This window comes from Cellulomonas aerilata (assembly GCF_007991755.1).
In the GTDB taxonomy this organism is placed as follows: Bacteria; Actinomycetota; Actinomycetes; order Actinomycetales; family Cellulomonadaceae; genus Pengzhenrongella; species Pengzhenrongella aerilata.
In genome coordinates this window covers 143,846-155,758 of record NZ_BJYY01000018.1, presented here as the reverse complement: position 1 = coordinate 155,758, position 11,913 = coordinate 143,846, and the positions used below count along the sequence as shown (strand labels likewise).

Annotated in this window: 11 protein-coding genes; 8 read left to right on the top strand and 3 right to left on the bottom strand. The window is 72.9% G+C overall.

The genetic code is table 11. The features are described 5' to 3' along the window. Positions 1–420: 420 nt before the first annotated feature. A complete protein-coding gene (locus CAE01nite_RS14765; RefSeq protein ID WP_186816602.1) occupies positions 421–762 on the top strand; it encodes an STAS domain-containing protein in 342 nt (113 codons plus the stop codon). Positions 763–918: 156 nt separating this feature from the next. On the opposite strand, the gene CAE01nite_RS14760 is transcribed toward CAE01nite_RS14765, so the two are convergent. Beyond that, positions 919–1,674, bottom strand: a complete 756-nt coding sequence (locus CAE01nite_RS14760; RefSeq protein ID WP_146906081.1) for an aquaporin — start codon at positions 1,672–1,674, stop codon at positions 919–921. Between the two features lie 47 nt (positions 1,675–1,721). Between CAE01nite_RS14760 and CAE01nite_RS14755 the strand changes: the two genes are divergently transcribed. The 5 genes from CAE01nite_RS14755 (at position 1,722) to CAE01nite_RS14740 (ending at position 6,473) form a co-directional block, all read left to right on the top strand. Continuing rightward, the gene (locus CAE01nite_RS14755) at positions 1,722–2,399 is read left to right on the top strand and encodes an arsenate reductase/protein-tyrosine-phosphatase family protein (RefSeq protein ID WP_146906079.1); all 678 of its coding nucleotides are present in this window, start codon (positions 1,722–1,724) and stop codon (positions 2,397–2,399) included. A 50-nt stretch (positions 2,400–2,449) separates the two neighbouring features. Beyond that, a complete protein-coding gene (locus CAE01nite_RS14750) occupies positions 2,450–2,860 on the top strand; it encodes an arsenate reductase ArsC (protein ID WP_146906077.1) in 411 nt (136 codons plus the stop codon). Positions 2,861–3,269: 409 nt separating this feature from the next. After that, on the top strand, positions 3,270–5,033 hold the full coding sequence (locus CAE01nite_RS14745) for a putative bifunctional diguanylate cyclase/phosphodiesterase (RefSeq protein ID WP_146906075.1): 1,764 nt from the start codon (positions 3,270–3,272) through the stop codon (positions 5,031–5,033). A 253-nt stretch (positions 5,034–5,286) separates the two neighbouring features. Next, positions 5,287–5,421, top strand: coding sequence for a hypothetical protein (locus tag CAE01nite_RS18835; protein WP_281285608.1), 135 nt, complete (start codon positions 5,287–5,289; stop codon positions 5,419–5,421). An 83-nt stretch (positions 5,422–5,504) separates the two neighbouring features. Next, complete coding sequence (locus CAE01nite_RS14740) at positions 5,505–6,473, top strand: hypothetical protein (protein WP_222595946.1); 969 nt, start codon at positions 5,505–5,507, stop codon at positions 6,471–6,473. Positions 6,474–6,539: 66 nt separating this feature from the next. Here CAE01nite_RS14740 and CAE01nite_RS14735 read toward each other — a convergent pair whose 3' ends face one another. Next, the gene (locus tag CAE01nite_RS14735; RefSeq protein WP_146906073.1) at positions 6,540–7,193 is read right to left on the bottom strand and encodes a TetR/AcrR family transcriptional regulator; all 654 of its coding nucleotides are present in this window, start codon (positions 7,191–7,193) and stop codon (positions 6,540–6,542) included. 151 nt (positions 7,194–7,344) lie between these two features. On the opposite strand from CAE01nite_RS14735, the gene CAE01nite_RS14730 reads away from it, so the two are divergent. Then, on the top strand, positions 7,345–9,888 hold the full coding sequence (locus tag CAE01nite_RS14730; RefSeq protein ID WP_146906071.1) for an MMPL family transporter: 2,544 nt from the start codon (positions 7,345–7,347) through the stop codon (positions 9,886–9,888). 77 nt (positions 9,889–9,965) lie between these two features. On the opposite strand, the gene CAE01nite_RS14725 is transcribed toward CAE01nite_RS14730, so the two are convergent. Continuing rightward, positions 9,966–10,910 carry an SDR family oxidoreductase gene (locus tag CAE01nite_RS14725; RefSeq protein ID WP_146906069.1) on the bottom strand — a complete coding sequence of 315 codons (945 nt, stop codon included), beginning with the start codon at positions 10,908–10,910 and terminating at the stop codon, positions 9,966–9,968. 133 nt (positions 10,911–11,043) lie between these two features. Between CAE01nite_RS14725 and CAE01nite_RS14720 the strand changes: the two genes are divergently transcribed. After that, entirely contained in the window at positions 11,044–11,886 is an 843-nt protein-coding gene (locus tag CAE01nite_RS14720) for a helix-turn-helix transcriptional regulator (RefSeq protein WP_146906068.1), read from the top strand. Positions 11,887–11,913: the final 27 nt, after the last annotated feature.

The following is an 11,913-nucleotide window of genomic DNA, read 5'->3' as shown; positions in this document are numbered from 1 at the left end:
GGCCATCCGCCCTGACATCCGTGACGGGCACCGACGTCCGGGTGCTCGATCCCGCCGATGACTCTCCGGTGGCGGGAACGACGATCGTGCGTGCGTCACCCGACGGAGCGGTGTGGATGACCTGATTGTGCGGCATCGCCCCATCGCGGTGCGAAACGGCCGCTCGGCACCCGCCACCGTCGACCCCGACCCCCGCACCGGTCGCCCGGTACGCCGCCGCCGTCCCGGGCCTGTTCGACGTCGGACGCGGCCGCCGTCTGCGACGGGTGCGGCTGGGCCGATCGGGGTCGGCCCCGGGTGACTTCCACGCGCACCCGGAGCAGTCGAACCCGCCGCGTCGCCCCCTGGCGGCACACTCGACCACAGGCACGTGTGGTGACGCCGGTGGGAGTGGCCGGCCGAGAGCGAGGATGTGCAGTGGTGAGCGACCTGGACCCGATCCGGAGCATTGAACCGGGGGAGCGGACCATCGTCCACCTCGCCGGCGAGCTCGACGCCCACACCGCACCCTCGCTGCGCGCCGGGCTCGAGGACCTTCTGCACGCCGGCCACGTCGACCTGCTGCTGGACCTGGCAGCGGTGAGGTTCGCCGACTCCACGGGGCTGGGAGTCCTGGTCGGCGCGCTGAAGAAGGCGGTGCGACGTGAGGCTCGCCTGGAGCTGGCCGCACCCGCGCCCGTCGTCCTCAAGATCCTGCGGATGACCTCGCTGGACCGGGTCTTCACCGTCCACGACAGCATCGACGACGCCCTGCGCGCCTGAGCCGCCGGCGGCCCCCCGGCGCGTGTGCGGGGAGCCCGCCCGTGTCCACGACCGTGCGCCCCGGGCTAAGGGTGAGCGGGGTGTCCCCGCCGCAGCGCGTCAACTCGACGTCCGCCGAGATGCGGGCAGCCGAAGCGCGGAAGCGGCGGGCCTCGATTACGAGTGGCGTGCGACGGTCTCGGATCCGGGTCGCGCCCCTGCGCGGCTGCGCGCCTGCGAGAGCGGGTAGAGAGCGACGGCCGCCGCGACGCCGATGGTGGCGCCCAGGAGTTGGGCGACGACGAAGGCCGGGGTCGAGCCGGGTGCGATCCCGGCGAAGCTGTCGGTGAAGATCCGGCCGACCGTCACGGCGGGGTTCGCGAACGAGGTGGAGCTCGTGAACCAGTAGGCGGCGCCGATGTACGCGCCGACCGCCGGGGCGACGAGGCTGCCTCGTTCGGTGCGGGTCAGGGAGAGGATCACGACCAGGAGCCCAGCGGTGGCTACGACCTCGGCGACCAGCAGGCCGCCACCCGTGCGTACGGTCGTGGCCAGTGCTGGGGGCACACCGAACATGGCATTGGCCAGTACGGCACCACTGATCGCCCCGGCGGTCTGCGCCGCGATGTACGCGCCGGCACCGCGGAGCGACAGACCACCGGTGTGGCGTCCGAGGCACCAGTCGGCCAGTGAGACGACCGGGTTGAGGTGAGCCCCGGACACCGGGCCGAGGACGAGGATGAGGACCGCGAGACCGAGGGTGGTCGCGAGGCTGTTCTGCAGCAGCTGCAGCCCCACGTCGTCCGGGGAGAGCCGCTCAGCCGCGATGCCGGACCCGACGACCACCGTGACCAGGAGGCCGGTGCCCGCGAACTCCGCGCCGAGGCGCCGCGACCAGGTGGGCTGGGGTGGTGGGACCGGCTCTGCGGGCATGGGCGACATGCTTGACCACCGGAGGTAGGTCAGTCAATATTGAGGCAATGAGCACTGACCGAGCCGAGAACCTGCGACAGCGTGCGGTGCTGCACGCCGCCCTCGCCGATCCAGCCAGGCTGGGGATCGTCGACACCCTCGCGCTGGGGGACGCGTCGCCGTCCGAGCTGGCTCAGGCGCTGGGCATGCCGTCGAACCTGCTCGCGCATCACCTGAAGGTGCTGGAGCGCGAGGGTGTCGTGGGGCGGTCGCGGTCGGAAGGGGATCGGCGACGGTCCTACGTGCACCTGGTCTCGGGAAGTCTGGACCGCCTCGCATCCCCGCTGGTGCGCCCGGCCAGGCGGGTGCTCTTCGTGTGCACCGCGAACTCCGCCCGGTCCCACCTCGCGGTGGCACTGTGGCGGCGCGCCAGTGCGATCCCTGCCGAGTCGGCCGGCACCCACCCTGCCGCCGCCATCGCGCCCGGGGTCCTGGACACCGCTCGCAGGCACGGGCTGGACGTACCCGAGGTCCGGCCGCAGCACGTGGCCGACGCGCACGGGCCGGAGGACCTGGTCGTCACCGTGTGCGACCGTGCGCACGAGGAGCTCACCATCCCGGTCGACGTCCACTGGTCCATCCCGGACCCGCTCCGCACCGGCCGACCCGAGGCCTTCGACGAGGCACTGCAGGAGATCGCCCACCGCGTCGAGCACCTGGCCCCCTCTCTCGTCCCCACGTCCTGACCACAGTCACCGGCCCGTGCACCGCGGGCCCACCCGGCAAGGAGCCCCCCATGTCCGATCGTCCGTCCGTCATGTTCGTCTGCGTCCACAACGCCGGCCGCTCCCAGATGGCCGCCGGCTACGCCGCGGCGCTGTCGGGTGGGCGCGTCGAGGTCCGTTCGGCCGGCTCCATGCCTGCTGAGCAGATCAACCCGACCGCCGTGGCCGCCATGGCCGAGGAGGGCATCGACATCACCGCCGAGAAGCCCAAGGTCCTCACCGCGGACGCCGTCCAGGCCTCCGACGTCGTCATCACCATGGGGTGCGGTGACGCCTGCCCGTACTTCCCCGGCGTGCGGTACGAGGACTGGGAGCTGGAGGACCCCGCCGGCAAGGACCTCGACACCGTCCGCCGCGTCCGCGACGACATCCGCGGCCGTATCGAGACCCTGCTGGCCGAGCTGCTGCCGGCGCAGGCCTGACCGCCCGGTTCCACCCCTGCCCGGAGCAAGAACCCGATGAGCAACGTCAAGGGGCTCTCCTCGAGCACCTCGGGCCCCACCGGCGCTGACGGACCCGATCCACGCTGAGGCGCTCCCCGAGCACCCGACGCCGGCGCGCTCACCGAGCCGCCTCCAGCACGTCGGCGGGCGCACCGCACCAGGACCACCGGGAGTGCCTCGGCTCGGCTCGGCCGTGCCGAGCGAGGTGGTCGGCGACGACGCGCGTGGGGTGTCCGCACGGGCAGGCTCGCACGACACGAGGTCGAGGCGCCGTGCGTCACCGCCTAGGCGCCGGTGTGCGCAGCCCGTCGCACGGGGGCGCTGCCCCGAACGAGCGAAACGAGTCGCGTTCGTGCGCCTGGCGGGACCTCCTGTCGATGAGGTCGGCGTGAGCAGCCGCAGCGCGACGCCGATCCTCGAGCCGACCGGGCGTGCCGGCGGCGTGCTCGCCGTGGGCGATCTGGCGTACCGGTGCCCAGAGCTCGACAGCACCGCACGGGTCGCCGACGCCGAGCAGGCCCTGCGTGACGATCCTCGGCTGCGTGCCGTGGTGGTGGTGGTCGACGGCGAACCTGTGCTGCTGTCGCGGGCCCGGCTGAGCACCTTGCTCAGCGGGCGCCTGGGCTATGGCCGCCCCCTGCTGGCGCGGGCGCGGATCAGCGATGTGCTGGCGACCGGCGACATCGTCCTGACCTGGGACGCCGACCCGCGGGTGGCCGCCCGCTCGATCCTGGACCGGGACGAGGAGGTCCGGTACGACGACGTCCTGGTGCTGGGCGCGGACGGCACGCCCGGCGGTGTCCCGGTGGCCGAGCTGTTCCGCGTGGTCGGCACCATGTTCGAGGACATCGCGATGCGCGACCCGCTCACCGGGTTGCCCAACCGGCTCCTGCTCCAGCAGTACGGCACCGAGGTGCTCGGACGCGGCGTGGCCGCGGACCGTGTCGGGGTGCTGTTCATGGACCTCGACGGCTTCAAGGTCGTCAACGACACGCTCGGGCACGCTGTGGGCGATCAGGTGCTCGTCCAGTTCGGTCAACGGCTCGCTCGGACCGTGCGCACCGGCGACATGGTCGGACGCCTGGGCGGCGACGAGTTCGCGATCATCCTCGTCGATGTCAGCGTCGACGAGGCTCAGGTCGTGGCCGACCGGGTCGTGCACCTGGCACAGACCCCGTTCGTCATCCAGGGCATGCCGGTGCACGTCTCGTCCTCCGTCGGTGTCGCCGTCGGCCGGCCGGCGCCGGACGAGTCCGGTCTGACGACCGTGGAGGTCCTGCTGCGTCACGCGGACGCCGGGATGCTCGAGGCGAAGCGTGACGGCAAGGGTCGTGCTCGCCGACTTCTAGACGGTGACGCCGTCCTGCGACGCCATGCCGACATCCGCCGGCGCCTGGGTGCGGCACTGGACCGCGGCGGACTGGAGCTCCACTTCCAGCCCAAGCTGCACCTCGGTACGCAGGAGGTGGTCTCGGTCGAGGCGCTCGTGCGGTGGACGGACGCCGAGCTGGGGGTCGTCTCACCGGGGGAGTTCATCCCTGTCGCGGAGCAGTCCGGGCAGATCGCGGCACTCGGACGGTGGGTGCTGACGGCCGCCTGCGCCCAGGCGCGGCGATGGCAGGACGAGGGCGTCGCGTGGTCGATCGCCATCAACGTCTCACCGGTGCAGCTGGCGTCTCCGCGGCTGGCCTCCGACGTCCTGGACGCCATCAGCCAGCACGGCCTCGCGCCGTGGCGACTGCAGGTCGAGGTCACCGAGACGGCGACGATGGTCAACGTCGCCGCCGCCACCGAGCAGCTCTCCGCCTTGCGCTCGGCCGGGGTGCAGGTGCACCTGGACGACTTCGGCACCGGCTACTCGTCGCTGTCGATGCTGCGCCGGCTCCCGCTCAGCGCGCTGAAGATCGATCAAGGCCTCGTCGCGCGGATCGACACCGACCCCGCCTCGGCGTTGCTGCTCGCCGGGGTGATCGGCGCTGCGCATGCCATGGGCATCACCGTCGTGGCAGAGGGCGTCGAGCGCCACGAGCAGATGGAGCACCTGCGCACCCTGGGGTGCGACTACGTGCAGGGATACCTCATCGCCCGCCCGGCGAGCGCGAGGGACCTCCACCCCCAGCCGACCAGCATCACGGACCTCTCGCGCCGTTGAGCGCGTGGCGCCAGGACCAGCCGAGAACCGGGTCGGGTCGGGGCGTCGCCCCGGGCGATGCAGCAGGGCGCGGCTACGCCTCCGGCCTCGCCCCGCACCGACGGGAGGCAGCCGCTGTCCGTTCACCCGGACGGCATGGTCCCGCCACCGGCCGTTCCTACCGTGGGCGGTGCTCGCACGCCGCGGGCACCCGACGAAGGGGAGTCCCGTGCTCGGACGGACGAGGACGTGGGTCGGCGCTGCCAGTGCACCGGTGGCTGGGTCGACGCTGGTCGTGACGGGCACCGGGGCGGCCGTCGCCCAGGACCGGTCGGCCTTCCCCGTCTCGGTCGACGCCCCTGGCGCCGTCCTCGCGACGCTCACGATCCCCGTGCCGGTCGACGAGTGACCCCCGTGCGACCGGTCCTCGAGCGTTCCCGACCCGCAGCGGTGCACGCCCCGTCCCAGCCCCGAACCGAGGAGAACCACGTCATGCCGTCAGCCCGTCACTCCCTCGCGGTCGTCGCCGCTGTGGTGATCACCCTCGTGGGCGGGACCTCCGCCCACGCCGTGGACGACCGCACGGCCGCGCAGCGGTCCGCGCGCCCGCTGACTATCGCCGTGGTCGGTGACGTCCCGTACGGGATCGAGCAGGAGGCGTCGGTCGGGTCTCTCGTCGACGCGATCAATCACGACACCCATGTTCGGCTCGCGCTCCACGTCGGTGACATCAAGAGCGGCAGCACCACCTGCACCGACGAGCGCTTCGCCGCTGCGCTCGCGATGTTCCGGGACTTCAAGGACCCCGTCGTCTACACTCCCGGCGACAACGAGTGGACCGACTGCCACCGCGTCAACAACGGCGCGTACCAGCCTCTCGAGCGCCTCGACGCCGTGCGTCGGACGTTCTTCGCCGAGCCCGGTGAGCTGCTCGGACGACGCCCCGCCCGCGCGGAGCACCAGGCCCAGCTGGTGGAGAACGTCCGGATCCTCGAGTCGCGCGTCGCCGTGGCCACCCTCCACGTCGTCGGCAGCGACAACGGCCTCGCGCCGTGGTCCGGACTGGGCCTGTCCACGCCGACCGCCGAGCAGACGGCCGAGGTGCAGGCGCGCGTCGCCGCAACCGTGGCCTGGGTCGACGAGACGTTCGACGCGGCGCAGGAAGCCCGGCTCCGCGGTGTGGTGCTCGCGATGCAGGCCGACACGTGGTTCCCGCAGCCGACCAGCGGGCAGCAGGAGATCGTCGACCGGATCGCCGCCAGGACCGCGTCGTTCGACGGCGAGGTGCTGCTGCTGCAGGGCGACTCCCACGTCTACCTCGCCGACAACCCGCTCGGGCTGGACAACTTCACCCGGATCGTCGTGCACGGCGAGACGCTGCCCTTCGAGTACCTGCGACTGACCGTGAACCCGGTGCGCGGCCCGCTCTTCACCTGGGAGCGTGTGCCCGTCGCCGGCTGACCAGCGGTCGTCGGTGTGCCCACCGCGGGACTCGCATGGCGGCCGCGCCCGGCTGCGGCGTGCTGCTCACCGGCCCCGCGACGCCCAGAGCCGCGACAGCTCGCCGGTGGCTTCGGGCGAGGCAGGCACGTCCAGCGGTGCCCCGCTGGTCGTCAGTCCGTCCACGAGCAGCTGGAGGTAGCGGCGGTAGGTCGTGGGGTGGTCGGGCGTGTGCCGGGCGACCTCGGTGACCATCCAGAAGAGCACGACGAGGTCGTGCGTCGTCACGTCGTCACGCAGGTCGCCCTCCGCCGCGGCGCGCGCGAGCAGGTCCCCGAGAGCCTCGCCGATCGCGGGGCCCGGCTCGGGCACGGTGCGCTCGTCGAAGGTGAGGACGATGTCGCGCAGGCCGAGGTTCGCGGCGAGAAGAGCGACGATCCGGTCCAGCAGGAGCCTGAGGCCGTCGCGGGCGCGTTCGGTCGCGCGTGCCTCCGCGGCGACCCGCAGCAGCTCGCGCGCAGGCTCCTGCAGAGCCGCGCGGATGAGCTCGTCCTTGTCGGCGAACCGGTTGTAGACCGTGCCGACCCCCACCCCGGCGTGGTGGGCGATCTCGTTGAAGCCGACGGTCAGTCCACGCGCGGCGAACAGCTCCCGCGCGGCCGCGACGATGCGGTCACGGTTGCGCTGCGCGTCGCGGCGCAGCCCGCCCGCCGGCGTCAGCGCCGCCCCGTCGTCCGTCACGTGGGGAGGCTATCGCTGATGGATGAGATCAAGTTCACGTCCGCGGGCGCAGCGACCTGATGTCACGTATCAACTTAGCGTCCTACGATCGTGGGGATCCATCTCGACGTCGCAGCGTCGTGTGAGCCCGACGAATCCCGCGGAGACCGCCATGGCACGACTGCTCTACCGACTCGGCCGGTCCTCGGCACGCCACCCCGGGCGCGTGATCGGGGCGTGGCTCGTCGCCCTACTGATCGCCGGTGCGGCGTTCCTCGGCTTCGGCGGGGCGCTCGTGTCGACGGTGAGCATCCCCGGCACCGCGACCGACCGGCTGACGCAGCGGCTCCAGGACGAGCTGCCGGACAGCAGCGGTGGCACCGGGACCGTCGTCTTCTCCTCCGCGAGCGGCGTGGCGCTCGACGATGCCCAGCGCGCCGGCATCACGGCGGCCCTCGCCGACGCGGCCGGGGTCGACGGCGTGGAGACGGTGGTGGACCCGCTCGCGACGGAGGCCCAGCGCGGGCAGCAGGCAGCGCAGCTCGTCGAGGGAGCGGGGCAGCTCGAGCAGGGGCGCTCGGAGCTCGATGCGGGGCAGGCGCAGCTCGACGCGAGCGGCGCGCAGCTCGACTCTGCGCAGGCGCAGATCGACGCCGCCCGCGCGCAGCTCGAGGCGAGCTCGGCCCAGGGGACTCCGGAGGCTGCCCTCGAGGCTGCGCGCGCCCAGCTGGAGGCGCAGCAGGCGCAGGTGGACGCGGGCCGTGCCCAGATCGAGGCCGGGCTCACCGAGCTGGAGGCGGGGCGCACGCAGCTCCGGGCGCAGGAGCCGCAGCTCGAGGCGGGGCGGACACTGCTCGAGATGGCGGCCGAGATCCGTCAGGTCTCGCCCGACGGTTCGGCGGCTCTGGCCACCGTCGTGTTCGAGGACCCGCAGTTCGACGTCACGCCGGAGACCAAGGACGCGGTGATGGCGGCGGTCGAGGCCGCCGCCCCCGACGGTGTCGACGTCGCCTTCTCCAACGAGCTGGCGTCGGGCGTGCCGGTGCTGGGTGGCGCGTCCGAGGTGATCGGTGTCGCTGTCGCGGTGGTGGTGCTGCTCGTCATGCTCGGATCGGTCGTCGCGGCCGGTCTGCCGCTGCTCAACGCGCTCCTCGGCGTCGGCGTCGCCGCCCTGGCCACCCTGACCTTCTCCAGCGTCGTGGAGATGTCGTCCGTGACGCCGGTCCTGGGGCTCATGCTCGGGCTGGCGGTGGGCATCGACTACTCGCTGTTCCTGCTGAACCGCCACCGCCGGCAGCTGGGCCGCGGCGTGCCCGTCGAGGAGTCGATCGGACTGGCCACCGGGACGTCCGGCAACGCCGTCGTCTTCGCCGGCAGCACGGTCCTCATCGCGCTCCTCGCCCTCAACGTCACGGGGATTCCCTTCCTCGGGCTCATGGGCACGGCGGCCGCGGCGAGCGTCGCGGTCGCGGTGCTGCTCGCCGTGACCCTCACCCCGGCGCTGCTGCGCCTCGCGGGCGACCGCGTGCTGCCGCGCCGGGTGCGTGCCGCGACCGTCGCCGGGAAGCGCGCACCGGCCCGGCCGATGTCGACGCCGCGCGCGGTGCTCTCGCTGGTCGCGGGCGTCGCGGTGCTGCTCGTCGCGGCCCTGCCCGCCTCCTCGATGCGCCTCGGCCTGCCGGACGGGTCCCAGGAGGCGACCGACAGCACCCAGTACGCCGCGTACAGGACGACCGCCGACGAGTTCGGAGAAGGGGCCAACGGTCCGCTGCTCGTCGTCGCGGACGTGCCGGCCGGGGTCAGCGAGCAGGAGCTCACGACCGCGCAGGCGGCGCTCGGCACGGCGCTCCTGCAGCAGGACACCGTGCGCGGGGTGGCGCCGATCGGCGCGAACGAGGACGGGACCGTCCTGGCGTTCCAGGTGCTGCCGGAGGACGGCCCCAACGATCCGTCGACCGAGGACCTCGTCCACACGCTGCGCGCCACGACCGTCGACGAGCCGGAGGCGACGTTCTCCGTCGCCGGCGTCGCGAGCGCGAACATCGACATCTCCGAGAAGCTCAGCGACGCGCTGCCGGGCTACCTCGCACTGGTCGTCGGCCTGTCGATGCTCATCCTCGTCATGGTGTTCCGCTCGATCCTCGTGCCCGTGGTCGCGACCCTCGGGTTCGTGCTGTCGCTGCAGGCGACGTTCGGTGCCGTCACGGCGGTGTTCCAGTGGGGCTGGTTGGGTGACCTGTTCGGGGTGCACGACCCGGGTCCTGTGCTGAGCTTCCTGCCGACGATCGTGATCGGCATCCTCTTCGGCCTCGCGATGGACTACCAGCTATTCCTGACCTCCGGCGTGCGCGAGGCGTACGCACACGGGGCGACCGCACGGCAGTCGGTGGCCGAGGGTGTCCGGGCCGGCCGGGCCGTCGTCACCGCCGCGGCGATCATCATGGTCTCCGTGTTCGCCGGCTTCGTCTTCTCGCACATCGCGGTCATCCGGCCCATGGGCTTCGCGCTCGCGTTCGGCGTGCTCGTCGACGCCTTCGTCGTCCGCATGATGCTCGTGCCGGCGTTCCTGCACCTGGTGGGGGAGAAGGCGTGGTGGCTGCCGCGCTGGCTCGACCGCGTGCTCCCGGACGTCGACGTCGAGGGCGCGCAGCTCGAGCGCGACCACCCCTCGCCTCCCGTGCCCGCCGAGAGCCGGGCCGCGGTGCCGCACCGCTGAGAGCCTCTGCCCGCGCAGGCGATCGTCAGGGCGACCCACGTCGGGATCAGGGACGCGTCGCCGCACACCGGCGACCCTCAGCCGAGGGTGAGGCTTGTCGTCGTCAGCCTCTCGGACACCTGCCAGACCCGGCGCGCCTCGTCCTGATCGCGGAGGCGGGTGTAGAGCGACTGCTCGGCAGGTGCGCCGCCGAGGTGGCCGGGACCGCGGGGTCCGTAGAGGTGGCCGTCCTTCGCGTCCGGCGAGGTCGCCGCGTAGAGCGCGGGGAGCGCGGCGGTCTCCGGGGTGCCGACGAGGATGCCGCGGGCGGACAGCCAGCGGATCACGCGCACGCTGCGGGTGTCCCCGGCGCGTCCGAGCTCGGGGCGGGCGGACAGCAGGCTCGTGGGCGCGACACCGGGGTGCGACAGGTTGCTGGTGATTCCCCACCCGTCGGTCGCGCTCCGTCGGGCGAGCTCGACCCCGAAGAGCCCGAAGGCGATCTTCGACTGGCTGTAGGCGCGCATGCCGTCGTACGAGCGCTCCCAGTTGAGGTCGTCCCAATTGATGGAGCCCTGGTTCGCCGCGACGCTGACCTGGGACGTGACGCGCGCACGCCCGGCGCGGAGCAGGGGCAGGAGGTGCGCGACGAGGGCGACGTGTCCGAGGTGGTTGGTGCCGAGCTGGAGCTCGAAGCCGTCGACCGTGGTCCGCCTGTCGGGTGGGGTCATGACGCCGGCGTTGTTGATCAGCAGGTGGACGGGGTCTCCCTCCCTTCGCAGCGCGTCACCGAACGTGGCGACGGACTCCAGGGACGCGAGGTCCATCGGGTGCAGCGACACGGTGGCGGCCGGCGCCGTCGCGCGGATGGCCGTGAGGGCCGCCCCGCCCTTGCCGAGGTCGCGGACGGGCAGCACGAGCTCGGCGCCCGCGGCGGCCAGCGCGGTGGCGATGCGCAGGCCGATGCCGTCGCTGGCCCCCGTCACGACCGCCCGCTTGCCGGTCAGGGTGGGGACGGTGATGTCGAGAGGTCTGCGTGCCATGGGTGTGCTCCCGGGTCGTGGTGATGACACGACGACACTCGCCCCGATGGCGAGCGTTAACCAGGACCGGTCGGTCAGTGGTTACCGGCGAGGGCCGGGGCGTAGAACGGTCACGACGACCCCAGGAGGATGCATGGCGATCGACCGACCGGGAGTGGCGCAGTTCCTGCGCCACCGCCGCCACGCGCTGCAGCCCGAGGACGTGGGCCTGCTGCGCGGTCGACGTCGTCGGACCGACGGCCTGCGCCGCGAAGAGGTCGCCGTGCTCTGCCACATGTCGCCCGACTACTACGCCCGCCTCGAGCGTGGCGCCGGGCCCCAGCCCTCGGAGCAGATGATCGCGTCGATCGCCCAGGGCCTGCGCCTGTCGGTCGCCGAGCGTGACCACCTGTACCGGTTGGCGGGGCACCGCCCGCCCGACCGGGGCACGCCTGGCGACCACATCAGCCCCGGCCTGCTGCGCATCCTCGACCGCCTGGAGGACACGCCCGCCGAGATCGTCACCGAGCTCGGTGAGACCCTGCGCCAGACCCCGCTCGGTGTCGCACTCACCGGGGACACCGCCGGCCTGACCGGTCCCGCCCGCAGCATCGGGTACCGGTGGTTCACCGACCCGTCCAGCCGCGACCTCTACGCCGGGGAGGACCATGCCTTCCTCTCACGGCTGTGGGTCTCCGGGCTTCGCGGTGTGATCACGCTGCGCGGCCGGCCCTCGCGGGCGGCCGCGCTCGCCGACGACCTCCTCGCCCGCAGCGCGGAGTTCCGCGACATCTGGGACCTGCACGAGGTCGGCGTCCGGCCCCCCGAGGTCAAGCACTTCGTCCACCGCGAGCTCGGGTCGCTCGACCTCACCTGCCAGACCCTGATCGACCCTGCCGGGTCGCACTCGCTGCTGGTCTACACCGCCGCTCCGGGTACCGAGAGCTACGAGAAGCTCCAGCTGCTCTCCGTCATCGGTGTGCAACCGCTCCACTGACGGAGGCCGGCGCTCGGCCGCCACCGG

Coding starts and splice junctions, on each gene's coding strand:
- CAE01nite_RS14760 (WP_146906081.1), bottom strand. CDS start 1,674: ATGCCCGCAGAGCCGGTCCCACCACCCCAGCCCACCTGGTCGCGGCGC.
- CAE01nite_RS14755 (WP_146906079.1), top strand. CDS start 1,722: ATGAGCACTGACCGAGCCGAGAACCTGCGACAGCGTGCGGTGCTGCAC.
- CAE01nite_RS14750 (WP_146906077.1), top strand. CDS start 2,450: ATGTCCGATCGTCCGTCCGTCATGTTCGTCTGCGTCCACAACGCCGGC.
- CAE01nite_RS14740 (WP_222595946.1), top strand. CDS start 5,505: ATGCCGTCAGCCCGTCACTCCCTCGCGGTCGTCGCCGCTGTGGTGATC.
- CAE01nite_RS14730 (WP_146906071.1), top strand. CDS start 7,345: ATGGCACGACTGCTCTACCGACTCGGCCGGTCCTCGGCACGCCACCCC.
- CAE01nite_RS14725 (WP_146906069.1), bottom strand. CDS start 10,910: ATGGCACGCAGACCTCTCGACATCACCGTCCCCACCCTGACCGGCAAG.
- CAE01nite_RS14720 (WP_146906068.1), top strand. CDS start 11,044: ATGGCGATCGACCGACCGGGAGTGGCGCAGTTCCTGCGCCACCGCCGC.